24 protein-coding genes and 1 pseudogene are annotated in these 18,715 nt (G+C 41.3%); 6 read left to right on the top strand and 19 right to left on the bottom strand.

Annotated elements, in window-relative coordinates; genetic code table 11:
• Nucleotides 1-310 precede the first annotated feature (310 nt).
• Nucleotides 311-1,939: an endonuclease gene (locus KAN5_RS13130; RefSeq protein ID WP_244389885.1), complete on the top strand. Its 1,629-nt coding sequence runs from the start codon at nt 311-313 to the stop codon at nt 1,937-1,939.
• Nucleotides 1,940-2,535: 596 nt separating this feature from the next.
• Here the strand turns inward: KAN5_RS13130 and KAN5_RS13135 are convergent.
• From KAN5_RS13135 to rpsJ, 12 genes are all read right to left on the bottom strand, one after another.
• Complete coding sequence (locus KAN5_RS13135; RefSeq protein WP_244389886.1) at nt 2,536-3,300, bottom strand: hypothetical protein; 765 nt, start codon at nt 3,298-3,300, stop codon at nt 2,536-2,538.
• Between the two features lie 234 nt (nt 3,301-3,534).
• The gene (rpsQ, locus tag KAN5_RS13140) at nt 3,535-3,792 is read right to left on the bottom strand and encodes a 30S ribosomal protein S17 (RefSeq protein WP_016709053.1); all 258 of its coding nucleotides are present in this window, start codon (nt 3,790-3,792) and stop codon (nt 3,535-3,537) included.
• Nucleotides 3,792-3,983, bottom strand: coding sequence for a 50S ribosomal protein L29 (rpmC, locus tag KAN5_RS13145; RefSeq protein ID WP_004588692.1), 192 nt, complete (start codon nt 3,981-3,983; stop codon nt 3,792-3,794). The genes rpsQ and rpmC overlap by 1 nt, the downstream gene beginning before the upstream one ends.
• Nucleotides 3,983-4,396, bottom strand: coding sequence for a 50S ribosomal protein L16 (gene rplP / locus KAN5_RS13150; RefSeq protein WP_016709052.1), 414 nt, complete (start codon nt 4,394-4,396; stop codon nt 3,983-3,985). Before rplP ends, rpmC begins: the two co-directional genes overlap by 1 nt.
• Nucleotides 4,397-4,408: 12 nt before the next feature.
• Nucleotides 4,409-5,110, bottom strand: coding sequence for a 30S ribosomal protein S3 (gene rpsC, locus KAN5_RS13155; protein ID WP_008108350.1), 702 nt, complete (start codon nt 5,108-5,110; stop codon nt 4,409-4,411).
• 11 nt (nt 5,111-5,121) lie between these two features.
• Nucleotides 5,122-5,454, bottom strand: coding sequence for a 50S ribosomal protein L22 (rplV, locus tag KAN5_RS13160; RefSeq protein ID WP_004588690.1), 333 nt, complete (start codon nt 5,452-5,454; stop codon nt 5,122-5,124).
• Nucleotides 5,455-5,468: 14 nt separating this feature from the next.
• On the bottom strand, nt 5,469-5,747 hold the full coding sequence (rpsS, locus tag KAN5_RS13165; RefSeq protein WP_010561269.1) for a 30S ribosomal protein S19: 279 nt from the start codon (nt 5,745-5,747) through the stop codon (nt 5,469-5,471).
• A 15-nt stretch (nt 5,748-5,762) separates the two neighbouring features.
• Complete coding sequence (gene rplB / locus KAN5_RS13170) at nt 5,763-6,587, bottom strand: 50S ribosomal protein L2 (RefSeq protein ID WP_016709051.1); 825 nt, start codon at nt 6,585-6,587, stop codon at nt 5,763-5,765.
• A 17-nt stretch (nt 6,588-6,604) separates the two neighbouring features.
• Complete coding sequence (rplW, locus tag KAN5_RS13175; protein ID WP_016709050.1) at nt 6,605-6,907, bottom strand: 50S ribosomal protein L23; 303 nt, start codon at nt 6,905-6,907, stop codon at nt 6,605-6,607.
• Nucleotides 6,904-7,509, bottom strand: a complete 606-nt coding sequence (gene rplD, locus KAN5_RS13180; protein WP_016709049.1) for a 50S ribosomal protein L4 — start codon at nt 7,507-7,509, stop codon at nt 6,904-6,906. Before rplD ends, rplW begins: the two co-directional genes overlap by 4 nt.
• A 17-nt stretch (nt 7,510-7,526) precedes the next feature.
• Entirely contained in the window at nt 7,527-8,162 is a 636-nt protein-coding gene (rplC, locus tag KAN5_RS13185) for a 50S ribosomal protein L3 (protein ID WP_016709048.1), read from the bottom strand.
• 27 nt (nt 8,163-8,189) lie between these two features.
• The gene (gene rpsJ, locus KAN5_RS13190) at nt 8,190-8,501 is read right to left on the bottom strand and encodes a 30S ribosomal protein S10 (protein WP_002957900.1); all 312 of its coding nucleotides are present in this window, start codon (nt 8,499-8,501) and stop codon (nt 8,190-8,192) included.
• Nucleotides 8,502-8,908: 407 nt separating this feature from the next.
• Between rpsJ and plsB the strand changes: the two genes are divergently transcribed.
• Nucleotides 8,909-11,362 (top strand): glycerol-3-phosphate 1-O-acyltransferase PlsB, encoded by a 2,454-nt coding sequence (plsB, locus tag KAN5_RS13195; protein WP_016709047.1) that lies wholly within the window; start codon nt 8,909-8,911, stop codon nt 11,360-11,362.
• On the opposite strand, the gene tesB is transcribed toward plsB, so the two are convergent.
• Nucleotides 11,359-12,216: an acyl-CoA thioesterase II gene (gene tesB / locus KAN5_RS13200; protein WP_016709046.1), complete on the bottom strand. Its 858-nt coding sequence runs from the start codon at nt 12,214-12,216 to the stop codon at nt 11,359-11,361. The genes plsB and tesB overlap by 4 nt on opposite strands.
• 77 nt (nt 12,217-12,293) lie before the next feature.
• On the opposite strand from tesB, the gene KAN5_RS13205 reads away from it, so the two are divergent.
• Together KAN5_RS13205 and KAN5_RS13210 are read left to right on the top strand one after the other, a co-directional pair.
• Nucleotides 12,294-12,752 carry an EVE domain-containing protein gene (locus tag KAN5_RS13205; protein ID WP_016709045.1) on the top strand — a complete coding sequence of 153 codons (459 nt, stop codon included), beginning with the start codon at nt 12,294-12,296 and terminating at the stop codon, nt 12,750-12,752.
• A gap of 117 nt (nt 12,753-12,869) precedes the next feature.
• Complete coding sequence (locus tag KAN5_RS13210) at nt 12,870-13,901, top strand: hypothetical protein (RefSeq protein WP_016709044.1); 1,032 nt, start codon at nt 12,870-12,872, stop codon at nt 13,899-13,901.
• Between the two features lie 150 nt (nt 13,902-14,051).
• Here KAN5_RS13210 and KAN5_RS13215 read toward each other — a convergent pair whose 3' ends face one another.
• On the bottom strand, nt 14,052-14,264 hold the full coding sequence (locus KAN5_RS13215; protein ID WP_016709043.1) for a hypothetical protein: 213 nt from the start codon (nt 14,262-14,264) through the stop codon (nt 14,052-14,054).
• Nucleotides 14,264-15,331 carry a potassium channel family protein gene (locus tag KAN5_RS13220; RefSeq protein ID WP_029216167.1) on the bottom strand — a complete coding sequence of 356 codons (1,068 nt, stop codon included), beginning with the start codon at nt 15,329-15,331 and terminating at the stop codon, nt 14,264-14,266. Before KAN5_RS13220 ends, KAN5_RS13215 begins: the two co-directional genes overlap by 1 nt.
• Nucleotides 15,332-15,482: 151 nt before the next feature.
• Here KAN5_RS13220 and KAN5_RS13225 point away from each other — a divergent pair, with 151 nt between their 5' ends.
• Complete coding sequence (locus KAN5_RS13225) at nt 15,483-16,433, top strand: chemotaxis protein CheV (RefSeq protein WP_016709041.1); 951 nt, start codon at nt 15,483-15,485, stop codon at nt 16,431-16,433.
• A 91-nt stretch (nt 16,434-16,524) separates the two neighbouring features.
• Nucleotides 16,525-17,051, top strand: a pseudogene (locus tag KAN5_RS13230) (TIGR00366 family protein); the annotation flags it as partial.
• On the opposite strand, the gene KAN5_RS13235 reads toward KAN5_RS13230, so the two are convergent.
• The 4 genes from KAN5_RS13235 to KAN5_RS13250 form a co-directional block, all read right to left on the bottom strand.
• Nucleotides 17,048-17,377, bottom strand: a complete 330-nt coding sequence (locus KAN5_RS13235) for a hypothetical protein (protein ID WP_244389887.1) — start codon at nt 17,375-17,377, stop codon at nt 17,048-17,050. The pseudogene KAN5_RS13230 and the gene KAN5_RS13235 sit on opposite strands and share 4 nt — an antisense overlap.
• A gap of 47 nt (nt 17,378-17,424) precedes the next feature.
• Entirely contained in the window at nt 17,425-17,592 is a 168-nt protein-coding gene (locus tag KAN5_RS13240) for a hypothetical protein (protein WP_244389888.1), read from the bottom strand.
• Nucleotides 17,593-17,656: 64 nt separating this feature from the next.
• Entirely contained in the window at nt 17,657-18,433 is a 777-nt protein-coding gene (locus KAN5_RS13245) for a prolyl oligopeptidase family serine peptidase (RefSeq protein WP_244389889.1), read from the bottom strand.
• A gap of 39 nt (nt 18,434-18,472) precedes the next feature.
• Nucleotides 18,473-18,709 (bottom strand): hypothetical protein, encoded by a 237-nt coding sequence (locus KAN5_RS13250; protein ID WP_244389890.1) that lies wholly within the window; start codon nt 18,707-18,709, stop codon nt 18,473-18,475.
• Nucleotides 18,710-18,715 lie beyond the last annotated feature (6 nt).

Below are 18,715 nucleotides of genomic sequence, written 5' to 3' on the forward strand. Positions count from 1 at the left end.
TTTAAGGCAAATAACTCAGGCCCTAAAGATTTCTCTGAGTGTGAAGAATAACGGGGTATGCGCCAATAAAAAAAGAATAGAATCTGCTTTGTTATTCCATTTAGTTCTTAATTTATAAATTAACCAGTAAAAACAGATTAAAAGCTAGAAACAGTGCCCGTCTGCTAACGCAACACCCTAATCACCTCTCAAAAATAGTCATTATCAATCTTGATTACGAAATAATAAGTTAACTTTTTTGCAACAAAACTCGGGTACGGTATAGTGGAATTGGCCACATTTTGTGCGCCCATAACAATAAGGAAACACTATGTCACACGGGACATATAAAAAATGCATACTCGCCAGTGCTGTTTTATTAGCAGCACTACCTTGCTTAGCCGCCATTGATAATGGCGACTTTGAAAACTGGTCTGGTAATACCCCTAACAATTGGAGCACTATTGATTCTGGTATTACGCTATCGCCGTCAAGCTCTATCGTCAACAGCGGTTCACTCGCTGCAAAAGTAGAGGTGAATACAGCAAGCCAAAGTAATACGGATTTACTGCAACAGATAACTGTTGAGGCAGGCCAAAGCTATCTATTTTCAAGCTGGGTTTACCACACTGAAGGAGGTGTTAAAGCGCGCCTAATTGCTGACGACTATCAAGGCTACTCAAACCCTGCACTTTTAAATCAATGGCAACAGATCAGCTATACATACACAGCATCAAGTAACACGACCATTAGCGTTGGCCTACGCTTTTATGATGTTAGCGGTTTTGATGGCAGTGAAACTCTTTATGTAGATAGTTTTATGCCAAATTCTGCTGGCAGCACACCAACACCGACCAGTTGTGCTGATAACACTGTTAGTTTAGCGCTCACTACAGATAACTATGGCGAAGAGACAAGTTGGCAAATTACTAATGCACAAGGTACACCCGTTGCATCTGGTGGCGATTATAGTGGCAATAGTAGCTACTCAGAGCAAGCCTGTTTAGTGGATGGCGATTATACCTTTAGTATTTTTGATAGTTATGGTGATGGTATCTGCTGTTCATTTGGTGATGGCAGTTACGCGCTCACATTTGAGCAAACACCTCTTGCAAGCGGCAGTAGCTTTCAAACTAGCGAAGCAACGCCATTCACACTGGGCGATGATACTAACCCAGAAACGCCCCCCACAGAGCCAAGTGGTTATTATGTCACAACCCAAGGTTTAACAGGCTACGCTCTAAAATCAGAGCTATACAATATTATAAAAGACCACAATTCACAGGGATATTCAGCAATTTGGAGTTTTTACGATAGCGCATCTCGCGATAAATACTTTGAAAACGACAATTCGATCCTCGATCGCTATGCTGAAAATCCAATGGGCCAAGACAGTTATAACTACGTCGCTGTTACGGATCAATGTGGTACCTACAGAGGCGAAGGTGATTGTTATAACCGCGAACATTCATTCCCGAAAAGTTGGTTTGGCGGCACAAATGAGCCTATGAATTCAGACGTACATCATATTTTTGCCACCGATGGTTACGTCAATTCAAAACGCAGCAATTATCCGTTTGGTGAAGTAGGCAGCGCCAGCTACACCTCAAGTAATGGCAGTAAACTGGGCAGTGCAGCAAGCTCAATTAATTACTCAGGTACGGTATTTGAGCCAATCGATGAATTTAAAGGTGACTTTGCACGCGCCTACTTTTATATGGCAACCCGCTATGAGAATGTCATTGGAGCGTGGCAAAACAACACCACGGCTAGTAATGCCGTACTTAACGGCTCTAGTAACCAAGTATTTGAGAATTGGGTAGTCACTATGTTGGTTAATTGGCATAACGACGATCCTGTCAGTCAGCTTGAACTAGATAGAAACCAAGCCGCTTATGAGCATCAAGGTAATCGTAATCCATTTGTTGATCACCCAGAGTTCGTCGAGATGATCTGGTAACGGTCAGCGGTCAGCGGTCAGCGGTCAGCGGTCAGCGGTCAGCGGTCAGCGGTCAGCGGTCAGCGGTCAGCGGTCAGCGGTCAGCGCAGTGAAAAATATCAGCCTTTGCATTTGCAAAGGCTTTTAATTATAAATTACGTGTTTTTTAATGATAGCTTGGGCGCTGAACTGATCATTTGCGAAAGTAACTAACACTGAGTGTTGGGAATAGCGTATCAGCAATTCGTTAGCTGTTCGGGTTGATAGTCTATATCCCAACCTAATTAATATTTGTGCTAGCAAACTCAACTCTTTTTTATGTAATGAGTACATTGGATGCTGCATCGAATACACCAAAGCAGCCTCTAAGTATTCATCACACGACTTTATCGACTGCGAGACTAATTCTGTAATATTCAGCACCTGTGCAATAGATGGCTGATATTCGCTAATGCGTAGACTTAATAAGTAGTTTTGAATGATGCACATAATCATAAATAATAAGTAAAAAACACATCATAAAAGTTGGAGTAAAACCAAGGTCAAGTTATTTACAAACTAACTACTGATGTGCCTCTATTTTCCACAAGCCAAAAACTTCGTAAATTATGATCCTGCTATTTAAGTGGTTTTTTGCGGTTCCATTTATCCATTATTTTATCGAATAAAATAGCATCGTTATCTTTACATGGCCTTGGCGAACCTTGTGGGAGACCAGCTTTACCCATTACACCGTTGAAATCGATGTCATAACACATACCTTGATACATCTCCATTCGTTTACTGCCATCAGTGCTTTGCCACACTACATCTGATTTATAACTAGTTGAGTGTGCTTTCGGTACTGTTAATCGCAGTTTTTCATCAGCGCTTTGCGGTATTGCTGATTGAGAGTAGTCAAATGAGTTGCGCGCTTCATTTGCCGCTGTAACAAGAGGTATCGGTGCGTATGGATTAAGCTTTTTAAATGGCTGCTCTGTGCCTTGCTGATCACCACCTAATTTCTGCTTATCTGCCAGAACTTCAACTGCTGAGAGCTCAACCTTCGGCGAGCTTGCTGATGGTTCTGTCTGGGGATTTTTTTTACTAATAATTGCAGGCTCATCAACAGGCAACTTAGCATTGTTTTTACTCTGATGGATTTCTGGCTGCTCTATGGATTGAACAACTTCATCAGGCTCTATCTGCATTGCAGGGGCTGTCATCTCTGGTGTACTTATTTCAATTGCAGGCATTGCCGCAAGGTCAACCACAACATACGCTTGCATTGCTTTTTCTGTAGAAGGTGCTGCAATATCTACCGTTTGCCTTAAAACTAAATAAATAATAACGACATGTAAGCCAATAGAAATACCCCATGCCATATAGTTATTTTTAAACACGTGAACTCCCTGTGAACAGTTTGCTTTATGAGTGTTTAAATACAGATTTAGTTCAATCAGTGGAGTTTCAATTCTCGGCGCTCTTTTTCTCCTCGGGTTTCGCAATACTCAACCCAAGCTACGGCCCTCAAATTCACTCCGAGCTGACAGCTTACCGCTTAAAACTTACAGCTCCTAAAAACAAAAAGCCCCAGCTAATGCCGGGGCTTTTTATAAAACAGACTTAATTAAAAATTAAGCTTGTTTTGGACTAGAAATAACGTCTACTAATGTCCAAGACTTAGTCTTAGAGATTGGTGCGCATTCACGGATAGTAACTACGTCACCCGCTTTTGCTGTGTTATTTTCGTCATGTACGTGTAATTTAGTCGTACGTTTGATGAATTTCCCATAGATTGGGTGCTTCACGTAACGTGCGATAGCGATAGTGAAAGATTTTTCCATCTTGTCGCTAATTACAGTGCCTTGAAGAGTACGGATTTTATCGCTCATTATTGACCTGCCTTCTGGTTAATAATTGTTTTTACACGCGCGATATCGCGACGTACTGTTCTTAGCGTGTGAGTTTGAGCTAACTGACCAGTGCTTGCTTGCATGCGCAGGTTAAACTGCTCACGAAGAAGTCCTAGAAGTTCAGCATTAAGCTCTTCTACGCTTTTGTCTTTTAGTTCGCTTGCTTTCATCACATTACCGTCCGAGTTACGAAAGTTGTTTTGAATGGCAGTTTACGAGCAGCAAGGTCGAATGCTTCACGAGCAAGCTCTTCAGAAACACCTTCCATTTCGTAAAGTACTTTACCAGGCTGAATTTCAGCAACCCAATATTCAACAGAACCTTTACCTTTACCCATACGAACTTCAAGCGGTTTGTTCGTGATTGGCTTGTCTGGGAACACACGGATCCAGATTTTACCTTGACGTTTCACGTGACGCGTCATGGCACGACGAGCTGCTTCGATTTGACGAGCAGTCATGCGGCCACGGCCAGTAGCTTTCAAACCGAAAGTACCGAAGCTTACTTTGTTACCGTTTTGCGCTAAACCGCGGTTGCGGCCTTTGTGCATTTTACGGAATTTTGTACGTTTTGGCTGTAACATTACTCGCTACCTCTACTTAGCACTTTTTTTGGCTTTCTTTGGTGCGCGTTTAGCTGGCTTCTCTTGCTCTTGTACTAGTGGTAAACCACCAATAACTTCGCCTTTGAAGATCCAAACTTTAACACCAATGATACCATAAGTGGTTAAGGCTTCAGAAGTTGCGTAGTCGATATCAGCACGAAGAGTATGTAGAGGTACACGACCTTCACGATACCATTCTGAACGTGCGATTTCTGCGCCGCCAAGACGACCGCTAACTTCAACTTTGATCCCTTTAGAACCGATGCGCATTGCATTTTGTACCGAACGCTTCATAGCGCGACGGAACATAACACGACGCTCTAGTTGAGAGGCAATGCCGTCTGCTACTAGTTGTGCATCAAGTTCTGGTTTACGTACTTCAGAAATATTGATCTGAGCAGGTACACCAGCAATCTTAGTTACCGCTTGACGTAATTTTTCTACGTCTTCGCCTTTTTTACCGATAACAACACCCGGACGAGCCGTGTGGATTGTTACGCGGATTGATTTTGCTGGACGCTCAATAACGATTTTAGACACAGAAGCCGCTTTTAATTCCTTAGTAAGGAATGTACGTACTTTGTGATCGCCAAAAAGCTGTGCAGAGAAATCTTTTGAATTCGCGTACCAGGTAGAAACCCAAGGTTTAGAGATACCTAGGCGAATACCAGTAGGATGAACTTTTTGTCCCATTACTTATACTCCTAGCTATCTGAAACCACAACAGTGATGTGGCTTGTACGCTTAAGGATGCGGTCAGCGCGTCCTTTAGCACGTGGCATAATACGTTTCATTGTAGGACCATCGTCCACAAAGATCGTAGTTACACGAAGCTCATCAATGTCAGCACCTTCGTTATGCTCTGCGTTAGCAATAGCAGACTCAAGTACTTTCTTAACTAATACAGCCGCTTTTTTAGGGCTGTACGCCAGGATTTCTAGTGCGCGATCGACAGGTAACCCGCGGATCTGATCTGCAACTAGACGTGCTTTTTGCGCCGAACCAGAGGCGAATTTATGTTTAGCTAATGCTTGCATTTATCATTCCCCTCTTAACGTTTCTTCGCTTTCTTATCCGCAGCGTGGCCACGGTAAGTGCGAGTTGGTGCAAATTCACCTAGTTTGTGACCGATCATTTCGTCAGAAACGAAAACTGGTACATGCTGGCGACCATTATGGACAGCAATGGTCAATCCGATCATGTTAGGTATGATCATTGAACGACGGCTCCAAGTTTTAATTGGCTTCTTGTCACCGCTTTCCAAAGCTTTCTCTACCTTCTTCAGCAAGTGTAGGTCTATAAAAGGACCCTTCTTGAGAGAGCGTGGCATGGCTATTCCTCAATATTACTTAGTACGACGACGTACTATAAATTTATCCGTACGCTTGTTCTTACGCGTCTTAGCACCTTTAGTCGGTTTACCCCATGGAGACACAGGATGACGACCACCAGATGTACGACCTTCACCACCACCGTGTGGGTGATCTACCGGGTTCATGGCAACACCACGAACTGTCGGACGAATACCACGCCAGCGGTTTGCACCTGCTTTACCAAGTGAACGAAGCATATGCTCAGCATTGCCTACTTCACCTAGCGTCGCACGACAATCAGATTCAACTTTACGAACTTCGCCTGAACGAAGACGTAATGTTACATATTGACCATCACGTGCAAGGATTTGAACGTATGCACCAGCAGAACGTGCGATTTGAGCACCTTTACCTGGTTTTAATTCTACGTTGTGAACAGTCGAACCTACCGGCATATTACGCATAGGTAATGCATTACCAGGCTTGATTGGTGCATCAACACCAGACTGGATTGCATCGCCAGCTTTTAAGCCTTTTGGTGCGATAATGTAACGACGCTCACCGTCTGCATATAATACAAGAGCGATGTTTGCGCTACGATTTGGATCATATTCTAAACGCTCAACAACAGCTGGAATGCCATCTTTAGTACGTTTAAAATCGATTACACGGTAATGCTGCTTATGACCACCACCGATATGACGAACCGTAATACGACCATTGTTATTACGACCACCTGATTTAGAGTTTTTCTCTAAAAGTGGAGCGTAAGGTTTACCCTTATGTAAATCTGGGTTAACCACTTTAACTAGGTGACGACGACCCGCAGAAGTTGGTTTACACTTTTGAAGTGCCATAATTCTAACTCCCCTTATTACTCGGCGCCGCCGACAAAGTCTAGCTCGCTACCTTCTTTAAGAGTAACGTAAGCTTTCTTCCAGTCGCTACGACGACCGAAACGCATGCCAGTACGTTTTGTTTTACCCTTAACGTTTAGTGTGCGAACACCAGTTACTTCCACTTCAAAAAGCTTCTCAACAGCTGATTTGATCTCAGCTTTAGTTGCATCATTTGTTACTTTGAAAACGATTGTGTTGTTTTCTTCAGCAGCAATAGTGCTTTTCTCAGAGATATGTGGAGCAAGGATCACTTTTAAAAGACGTTCTTCACGGATCATGCTAGCGTCTCCTCAAGTTGCTTAACAGCAGCAGCTGTAATAAGTACCTTATCGAAAGCGATTAAGCTTACAGGATCGATACCAGCTACATCACGCGTGTCAACCTTGTACAGGTTACGTGCCGATAAGAATAGATTTTCATCTACTTCTTCAGTCACGATAAGAACATCTTTAAGCTCAAGTTCTTTAAGCTTAGCAACTAGTTCTTTAGTCTTTGGTGCTTCTAAACCAAAGCTTTCAACAACGATTAAACGCTCTTGACGAACTAATTCAGATAAGATGCTTTTGATCGCACCGCGGTACATTTTACGGTTTACTTTTTGGCTGTGGTCTTGTGGTTTAGCTGCGAAGCTAACGCCACCTGAACGCCAAATTGGGCTACGGATTGTACCAGCACGTGCACGGCCAGTACCTTTTTGAGCCCATGGTTTTTTACCACCACCGCTTACTTCAGAACGTGTCTTCTGAGCACGAGTACCTTGACGAGCACCTGCTGCGTATGCAACAACTACTTGATGTACTAATGCTTCGTTAAACTCACGTCCAAAAGTAGCTTCAGAAACTTCAAGAGCGCCAGAAGCGTCTTTAATTGCTAATTCCATCACTAAATCTCCAGGACTTATGCTTTAACAGCAGGTTTAACGATAACGTCACCGCCGATAGCGCCAGGTACTGCACCTTTAACTAAAAGCAAGTTACGCTCAGCGTCAACGCGTACTAGTTCTAAGTTTTGAGTCGTTACACGCTCAGCACCCATATGACCGGCCATTTTCTTACCTTTAAACACCTTACCAGGTGATTGGTTTTGACCGATTGAACCAGGAGCACGGTGAGATAGAGAGTTACCGTGAGTCGCGTCTTGCATGCTGAAATTCCAGCGCTTAACACCACCTTGGAAACCTTTACCTTTAGAAGTACCGGTTACGTCAACTTTGTTGATTTCGTTGAATAATTCAACAGTAAGCTCAGCGCCTACTTCAAAATCGCCTTCACCACCATTTAGGCGGAATTCCCACAGACCGCGACCCGCTTCAACACCTGCTTTAGCGAAGTGACCCGCTGAAGCTTTGTTTACACGACTTGCTTTTTTAGTGCCTGCGGTTACTTGAAGCGCGTTATAACCGTCTGTTGCGTCAGATTTGATCTGAGCAATGCGGTTAGGAGTCGCTTCAATAACTGTCACAGGGATAGATACACCATCTTCAGTGAAGATACGTGTCATACCCACTTTACGACCGACTAGACCTAATGCCATTTTCCTAAAACCTCTCTAATCTTTCGATTAACCCAGGCTGATTTGAACATCAACACCAGCAGCAAGATCTAAACGCATAAGAGCGTCAACAGTCTTGTCAGTTGGTTCTACGATGTCGATCAGACGTTTATGGGTGCGGATCTCATACTGATCACGCGCGTCTTTATTAACGTGCGGTGATGTAAGTACAGTAAAACGTTCAAAGCGTGTAGGTAGTGGAATTGGACCACGTACTTGTGCGCCAGTGCGTTTCGCAGTTTCCACGATTTCCGCCGTTGATTGGTCAATCAAACGGTGGTCAAAAGCTTTTAGGCGAATACGAATGCGTTGATTTGACATTCTTAAACCTCAATATAAAGAGCATTTAAAAGAGCATAAAAAAACGACCGAAACAATCTTAAAACCTTAAGATGCCGGTTGCTTAATTATATCTACGTTGAGTTCCAAATCGGAACTCCTGTTTATTAGCTTGAAATCCAAGCTTAATGTTCCTTTCAAACCCACAAGGAAATTTTGAAAGCCTGCGTATTATAGTGATATTGGTGATAAATGCAACAACTATTTTCAACGAGCCCAAGAATACTACTTGGTGTTACCAAAAATTGCATTTCTGTGTGTCGCCATTTCATGGAATTAACTATAGTTAATCACGTCCGAACTAGAATGGTAATGGTCAGTCCAGTTTTTACTTGTTATTATTCGCGCTAATTTTGCTTTTACTTCTAACCCTTAATCTTGGTGAGTTGATGCGTATTTTTAATTATTGTTTGAACTTTGTCTCTAAGGTGATGAATAGCTTGTTTGTGAAAAGCAAGGTATTGCCCGAAAACCCAATCGAACAATATGGCCTTAATCCGGCTTATCCAACCTTTTATATTGTTAAGCTCAATGCCCGCTCAGATTTAGCAGCTCTGGATAAGGTATGTAAAAAATTTGGCCTACCTTCCCCCATGCAATCACAACGCTTAGGCAGCCAAGAACTGGATCGCTTTATTGGTTTACAAAACCCGCCTCCTTTGTTTGGCGATAAAGCAAAACCAACAGATGCGCTTCAGCAGGGCAAACAAATCATTGATCAGTTACTCGCCAGTGGCGAACAAAATGTACAAGTGCTCCCTGTGACTATTTTATGGGGCCGTAACCCAGGTAAAGAGAAGCCGGGATTAGGCACGCTGGTTTCACATTCATTGACTCCCAGCTGGTTTCGTAAATTTTTTGTTTTACTATTTTCTGGTCGTGACAATTTTGTACGTTTTAGCCAGCCATTAGATTTATCATTACTTGTGAATGAAAAAGCGGATGTTGATGAGCTTCCTCATAAACTACTGCGTGTTGCGCGGGTACATTTTCGTCGTCAAAAGCTTGCGGCGACAGGCCCTAAGATGCCTTCACGTGAGCAACTGTTTAATTCTCTACTCGCCTCACCAACAATCAAAAAAGCCATTCAAACAGAGGCAAAAGAGAAGAATATTAGCCATGATCAAGCAAGACAAAATGCACTAAAACTATTAGACGAAATTGCCGCCAATTACAGTGATGCCACGATTCGTGTTGCCGATCGTGTTTTAACGTGGCTGTGGAACAAACTGTATAACGGTATTGATATTAAATACACGGAGCAGTTACATGATCTAACCAACAAAGGTCATGAGATCATTTATATGCCATGTCATCGCTCACACATGGATTATTTATTGCTCACCTACTCGATTTACCACTTAGGCTTAGTACCGCCGCATATTGCTGCGGGTATAAACTTAAACTTTTTCCCTGCCGGTGGCATCTTCCGCCGCTCTGGGGCGTTTTTTATTCGCCGCTCATTCGCAGGCAATAAGCTCTATTCAGCCGTGTTTAAAGAGTATTTAAGCCAGCTATTTATTAAAGGTTACTCAGTCAAGTTTTACACTGAAGGCGGGCGTAGCCGCACTGGGCGCTTATTACCTCCAAAAACCGGCATGTTAGCAATGACCTTACAAGCCATGTTACGCGGAATTGATCGCCCTATTTCAATTGTGCCTGTGTATATTGGCTACGAGCACGTGATGGAAATAAACACTTATTTAAAAGAATTAGCGGGCGATGATAAGAAAGGCGAGTCAATTTTTGGTATTTTTAAAGCCATTAAAAATTTAAAAAACTACGGCCGTGGTTATTTAAACTTTGGCGACCCAATCTCAGTTAATCAGTATCTCAATGAACACCAACCTAATTGGCGTGAATCAATTCACCCAACCGATGTACAGAAACCGCAATGGCTGGGCTCGCAAGTCGCCACTTTAGCCGACAAGGTGATGGTCAATATTAACAGTGCCGCTGCACTTAACTCAGTTAATTTATTAGCAATGATTTTATTAGTTAACGACAAGCAAGCATTGAGTAAGCCTAAACTGTTAGCGCAGCTAGACTTTTATTTGCATCTACAGCGCAGTGCCAGTTATAGCGAAAAAATCACCACCCCTGATGAAAATGCTGAGCAACTACTCACACATGCACTGAAATTAAATAAGTTTGATGTGATAAGTGACGAGTTTGGGGAGATTATCGCTATTAACGATAAAGAGAAAATCCTCTTTAACTATTATCGTAATAATATTTTACATGCCTTTGCAGTGCCTAGCTTACTGGCCTTACATATATTTAAAAGCCATAAAACAAGCATCACACAATGCCAAGAGTTGGTTAGTAGTTTTTACCCGTTATTTGCCAAAGAGTGGTTTTTACATGAGTTAGACGAAAACTACATTACCCGTATTTTAGCCAGCTTTGTTGATCAGGACTTAATTGAAATCGACGGCGATGCTATAAAAATCACCAATAGCAATGATTGCTTAGCCAAGTTGGAAATACTTGGCCGCGCACTCAGCCTAACCTTACAGCGTTATGCCATTGTGATTGGCTTTATTCAAACAAGTAAAGGGATTGACCGTGCTGAACTTGAGCGTGAAAGCCAAGTATTAGCTGAGCGTTTAGGAACATTACACGGCATCAAAACCCCAGAGTTTTTCGATAAAAAAGTATTGGTTAGTTTTATCAATAATCTGCGTGAACAGCATTTGATTAGTGAAACCGATAATGGCTTACAAGGCAGTACCGACCTGTGCGAAGTCTATATGCATCTAAAAGCTTTACTGCCAGCACGAGTCTGGCAGTCGATTAGTGATATTGTACTCAGCCAAGCACAGTCGTCAGTGTGTAATTAACGCTGACGCATCACTCCCTCTTGGATCGTCGAGGCAATTAAGTTGCCTTGGCGGTCAAAAAACTGGCCGCGCACCAAACCTCGTCCCGAACTCGCGCTCGGGCTATCAATACTATATAAGATCCAGTCATCTAGACGAAACGGGCGGTGAAACCACATCGCATGATCAATGGTCGCCACTTGCATATTAGGTTGCATAAACGACACACCATGCGGCTGTAATGCAGTCGGTAAAAACTCAAAATCAGACGCATAGGCTAATAAGTAATTATGAATTCGCTGATCATCCGGCATGTCACCATTGGCTTTAAACCAAATATGTTTAACTGGTTCAATTACCTCAGGTTTAAACGGGTTATGAAACGTAACCGGGCGCATTTCAATCGGCACTTCACGAATAAACTTATTACGGATCACCTCAGGAATATGCTCAGCATTGGCTTGGTAAAACTCAAGCGATGATTTTAATTCTTCCGGAGCAGGTACATCCGGCATGGTTGCTTGATGCGACAACCCCTCTTCAAGTCCTTGGAATGACGCCGTCATATAAAAAATAGGCTTACCGTACTGAATTGCTTTAACACGACGCGTGCTGAAGCTCTTGCCATCACGAATCGTTTCAACATCATAAACAATCGGTTTTGCGGCATCCCCAGGGCGTAAAAAATATGAATGTAATGAGTGTACAATGCGCCCTTCTGGCAAAGTTTCTTTGGCGGCAGAGAGGGCTTGTCCCATCACTTGGCCACCAAAAACCGCACGAAATCCCAAATCTTGGCTTTGGCCTCGATACAAGCCTTGCTCAATTTCTTCTAATGTTAATAACGACAGTAAATCATCTAAAACTTGGCTCATTTTATTACTCTTCAATCCCAGATAAGTTAATAATACTATACACTAGAGGGAAGTAAATCTTTGCTAGGAAACCCGCTATGGCATATTGGCTATTTAAGACAGAACCTGACGCTTTTTCAATCGACGATTTAAAGCACGCAGCAAATCAAACCACTATTTGGGAAGGCGTACGTAACTATCAAGCACGCAACTTTATGCGTGACGAAGTGAAAGAAGGTGACTTGGTGATGATTTATCACTCCAGCTGCAAACAAGTGGGTGTAGCTGGTATTGCAACCGTGACACGTGATGCTTATCCCGATCCTAGCCAGTTTGATTTAAAAAGTGACTATTATGATGCAAAAGCGACAGCCGAAAAACCGCGTTGGTTTGTGGTTGACGTAACATACAAACAACACCTTAATAAATTAGTCAGTCTAAAAGCGATTAAGGAAAATAATGCTATTACTGAGATCGCATTGAAAAAAGGGGGGCGGCTCTCGATTATGCCTGTGAGCCAGTCCGATTGGAGTGAAATTATCAGCATGGCTAACTAAACTATTGAATCATTACTCATGCTTTTGCTTACTAGTGCCAACTCATTCCAAAAAATCGCATTTTTATTATTTAAGCAAATTTGCTAAGATCGGCGCCTTAATGTGGTTGGAGGAAGAATGAAGTTACTGTATTGGTTAGATGAGTGGTTAACGCTTTCTCACGATGAACAACAAACCAGATTACCAATGTCTGGGGGCGACCTACTTGGCGATGTATTTGTTAAATACCACTTTATTGATATTAATAAGCCTTTATTATTCACTTTCTCCCCTGCGGGTACTAATTACCAAGAGCACGATCTTAATGATGAATTTAGCCCTTGGGGATTTCAGCTAGCGCAAAAACAACAGGTTAACGTAATTGCATTTCAGCACTTAGGAATAAGCAATTGGTTTAGACACCGTAATTTACTGTTTTTTCTCGAACAACTAGCTCCTTTGATCACACCATTTAACGAACGGTTAGGCTATGGTTTAAGTCGAGGTGGCTTTGCAGTAGGTGCCTTCGCTAATTTGCTAAAGCTAGATAAGGTACTATTATTTCATCCTGTTAGTACAAAAAATAAAGCGCTTGCTCCTTGGGATGACCGCTCAAGTACCGATATTGCGCAACAATTCGACTGGGAGCAAGATTACCACGATCTCGATTTAGGTAACGCTAAAGGCCATATCATTTATGATCCCACCAATCGTATTGACCGCATGCACGCTAAGCGTTATTCGCAGCTGACTCATTTACGCGTATTTGGTATGGGTCATGGTACTCATGCAACTTACCTGAGTAAATTTGGTTTTTACAAACAAGTCGCCGTTGATTTTATTCGTGATCAACAGATCGACATTGCTCAATTTAGATTACAAACCAAAACCCTACGCTTTAAAGAGGATTATTATAAACGACTCAATAGAGCCAATAAGAGCTCTCCACATCGCCTAGATTTACTTAGTAAAGCACACAATATACTCATTGATGAAAAGCACGCTCACGTACAAGAACATCAAGCAAATATTGATATTCAACCCTTGATTGATGTGGCACTTAAACACCAAGAGCAACATCCAAAAGATGCGATACAGCTACTTGAAGTTGCTCAGCAACTTGCCCCTGATGATCCGTTAGTAGAACATAAACTAAAGCAATTAAAGTAAAGCTAGCAGTACAAAATAAAAAGCCGATTTTGTTATAGTAATCGGCTTTAAATTTATCTATACCAATCGTGTTAAGTTACTGACCATTTATAGCGCAGTTAACGCTTTATTTAGCTCGCTAGAATGGTTAAATATTTAAGTCGATTGGTATTAACCTTTCACTTTTTTCTTAGTATGTTTATTTTTATGGCCATGCTTAGGCACGATAGCAAAATACATTAGCAGCGCGAGCCACGAAAAGAAAATAATACCGATTAACCAACCATTTTTTTCATGGCCTTTAGTGCGCTTACTGTTGAGCACAATCACTACAGGTAAAATATAGGCACTCAAAATTAAAATTAAAAACGCAATTTCACTCATTACTTAGCTAATCTCCGCCAATCAACCTCATTGCTCAATACGCGATCGACAGCGATATAATGTAAAATATCACCACTGTTAACAGGGTAATTAAGCGGCGGGTTTAAATCCATATTTTGAGCACTGAGGTTATGTGCAACGCCAAGTAAAATAGCGTCGTGGTCGTGTTTAAAGTGGTGAAATAATTTACCAAACTCCATTTCTGCCAAATCAGCGGGGATCACTAAGCTAAACTGAGTATCGCCATGTAGGGTTGAAAGCAACTCCTCTTGCACCCGACTTGAACCAGGATCTTGCATTGAGCGCACCAATATCTCTGCTGATTTGGCGCTTGAGCATTCTACATTACGGCAATGTTCGAGCAGCATTTCGACTTTGCTTTCATCGTTAAAGTGAGCACTAATATGGCACTCATCTTTAACTAACTTGCTGATCCGCAGCGCAGTGGTAAATGTTTGATCATCATCTTGACCATCAATAATAATTTTATCTGCTTGCTTTATAGCCACACGTTCAAGTTGTTCACAGTCGGTAAAACTTGATAAACGCACAAAATCAACATGCGCGTTAGTTAAAAATGGGTGCTCCATTTGCTCTGTTACTGCCAACAAAATACGCCTATCAGTACGCTTTTGATCAGCCAAAATATAATCAATCATTTTCTTGGTACGAGTTTGATGCCAGCCAAAAATAATAATGTGATTGTTGAAATGCGAAAAACTTTTATCACCAGTCATAGCGCGCCTAATTAAATAAGTAACTGTTTGCCCTGTTTTACCTAACAGAACACCAAATAAAGCTAAACCAAATGGGATTTGCAGTATGGCTACTATCCACCGCCCTAAATCGGTACTAGCACTAAAGTCACCGTAGCCTACCGTTGAGGTAGTTACTATATAGTAGTAAACGAAGGTACTAACGGGGCTTAATGCGGTTTCACCAGCCAAACCTAAAAGTAACCAAATCAAAAGCATGTGTAGCAATGTTGCAATTGCAACGGCCTGCCAGCTGACCTGATCAATATGGCTTCTGACCAGTAAAAATAATCGTTTAAATATAAAAGGCATACCACCACTTAATTGTTCCAACTTATCTACTCGCTAAGTTACTGCAATGCGATATTGATGACAATGTTTAGAGATTATTTTCTAGGCTGCTTTTTTAATGCAGAACAGTGTAAGCTATACTGAAATCATTAATTAGATAGTCGGGTGTGTTATGTCAGGTGTATTAGCTACTGTTGATCAACGAACTCAACTCGTTGGCGAAAATCGCTTAGAGTTATTGCTATTTTATTTGCACAGCCGACACCTATTTGCCCTTAACGTATTTAAGGTAAAAGAGGTCGTTAAACTACCTCACTTAAATATTATTCCTCACGCCCACCCAAAAATATCAGGCGTTGCTAACATTCGTGGCGAATCAATTCCGGTGATTGATTTACGTCAGGCGATTTGTATGCCAGCGGCACGCCACATCGAAGACAGTAATTTAGTGATCACTGAATATAACCGCACGGTACAAGGTTTTCTAATCGGTAAAGTGGATCAAATCATTAATATGACTTGGTCTGATATTATGCCCCCGCCAACTTCTGTCGGTAAAAACCATTACCTTACAGCACTGACCAAAATTCAGCGTGAAGGCCAAGAACAATTGGTCGAAATTATAGATGTAGAAAAAGTACTGGCTGAAATTATTGAATACGAAGTACAAATATCTGATGAAATATTGGATAAAAGTATTGTCAGTGAGTTTGTTGGACGAAAAATTCTCCACGCCGATGACTCACCTACAGCACGTAAACAAGTCAGTGATACACTGACTCAGCTAGGTATTGAGATCATCCCTGCCAGCAATGGCCTTGAAGCCCTGAATATGTTAAAAGCGTGGGCTGATAAAGGTATGGATGTAGAAAAAGAATTACTTATGGTGATCACCGATGCTGAAATGCCCGCAATGGATGGTTACCGTCTTACGTATGAGATCCGCAACGATAATCGCTTAAAGAACCTACATGTGGTGCTTAACACTTCCCTCAGCGGTAGCTTTAACCAAGCCATGGTCGAAAAGGTGGGCTGTAATGCGTTTTTATCTAAATTCCAGCCAGACTTGCTGGTTGAAGAAGTACAAGCACGTTTAAAAACAGTACTCGAGCAACAAAAATAGCGCGCTCATTTGCCAATTACCTGCTTGCGTCATTAATAATTGGCATGACACACATAATAAAAAATACATCACTTTTATTTTTAAGGACGACTCACTTAATTTAAATAGCGTAATTGCATTGTTTTTATTTTCTGCGACTTTGCTGCATCAAACACCGTACAATTTACTTAATAGCTTGCAGCAAGCAGTCTCCAGCGGTGCAGGGAGATTATTATCCAGTTCCCGTTTTATGCAGGGATCATGGCGATTATGGTTGATACCGGCTTAGCACAACAAATTTCGCAAGGCTTTATCGCCATAGCCAGTGCTGAATCATTGCCATTTTGGAGTTTTTTAAGTGCCGGCTTAGTGAATATATTTGTGCCATCAGGTGGTGGCCAATGGGCGGTACAAGCCCCCATTGTAATACCTGCCGCACAGGCTTTAGGGGCCGATATGCCTAGGATTGCTATGGCGGTAGCGTGGGGAGATGCTTGGACTAACCTGATTCAACCATTTTGGGCCTTGCCAGTGCTAGCAATTGCTGGCCTAAAAGCCAAAGACATTATGGGTTTTTGTTTAGTGCAGTTAATTATAACCGGCGTGTTTATATCCTTGATGTTGAGTTTTTACCCTTAAAATAAGGCGGGTAAAATACATAAGACTCGCTTTACTAAACCAATAAAAAATGTCGCAATAGATGCGTATCGGAGCTTAGGGAATAGTTCTGAGATAATAACCTCACTATTTAGTTTTAAAGTATAAATATTGAGTGGCAAAGTAATGACTCTCAAGTCATAAAGCTCATTACCAATAGGTACTTCAATGTTATGCCAAGGTAGCCAAATTAAGTGCTTCGAAAATACTTCCCCATCAATCTCAATCAATAAAGTAGCACTTAAAACACTGTACTTAAAAGTAACATGTGCCCCACTCAGCGTCGCTTTTTTACTGTATTTAAGCATAAGACCTATAAAAGGAGAGTTTCCACCCTCCTTATCAATAAGCTAACTTAATAAGCTTTTTTAGAAGTAAGAAGTGCCATGCCAAGCCCAAACAAAGCTCTTCCAGCAAGTGTTGCGCCTATAATTACTAAAGGTGCAACGCCAGCGCCAGCAACTTTCACTTCTTGAATTTTTTTTACCTTTGATTCTCCAATATGTAAAACTTCATATCCCATTAGTTAAGTCACCGGGTTGTTTATATGCTCAACCTTTTACATATAATTCTGAATGTCTTCCAAGTTAAAGAGTATTCGCAAACCAGTTAATAATTTCTCTTTGAACTTTATCACCTTGCTCTATCAAGGTATGAGAGCCATTTGGATATTCAATATATTTAGTTAGTTTATTTTGCTGTGAAAATAACGTATGAAATAGCCTGGCATGCTCTGGATTGATATATTGATCATCTTCTCCATGCAGCATAAGAAGCGGAATGATGGGTAAATCTTGATACCAATTAATTGCAGAACGATTAAAAAGCTCCTTGTCTTTATTATCTGCGTAATTTGGAATTAACCTTTTTAATACTTGCAGCTCAAACTCAGGCCTTTCTTTTGCTGTTGCAGATAAATCAACTAATGATCCACCTAAAACCATACTCTTTATTTTTGCACCGCTTTTTAATGCCAGTAAAGACATCATTGAGCCTCGACTCCAACCAACCGTTCCGAGCTTTTCAATATCTACCATTGGCATTGACTTTAAAATTGATACCAACGCAAGTACATCTTGTAGCTCTTTCCCACCAAACTCATCTACTCCAATGGCAAATTCTCTATCTTCAGGCCACACTTGAGCACCGCCATACTGACTAGCAATAACAACATTTCCTGCTGACGCAAGCTGGTACGGTAGTAAAAATAAATCCCCAACTTTTAATGTATGCCGATTCGAATCATTGCCTCCACGGTTAAAAATAATTGCTGGTAACTTAGAAAGCCTTTGCTCTTTAGGATGAAGAACAAAGCCGCGAACATAATAATTTTGAACTTTATATATAATGGAAACACAGTTCACTGATGACTTATAGTAGTCATACTCTTTCTCAGTAAGCCTTTACTCAAACTCTTTGTCGGTAACCTTTCCAATAGCTACCAGCTTTTCTCTCCAATTATTATAGTTACTAAATAAACCACTTAAACACTGGCCTTTTCTTATTATTGATTCATGATTTAGTTCTTGGAAACTTTTGCCTTTAATAAAAGATACATACTCATTTGCTAACAAGCTTTCAGAGCTCATTAAACCAAATAAACATATAAAAATATAAGTTTTTTTTAACAAGGTATTCATTTACTT

Origin of the sequence: Pseudoalteromonas sp. KAN5 (assembly GCF_022846535.1) — a bacterium.
Classification (GTDB): domain Bacteria; phylum Pseudomonadota; class Gammaproteobacteria; order Enterobacterales; family Alteromonadaceae; genus Pseudoalteromonas; species Pseudoalteromonas haloplanktis.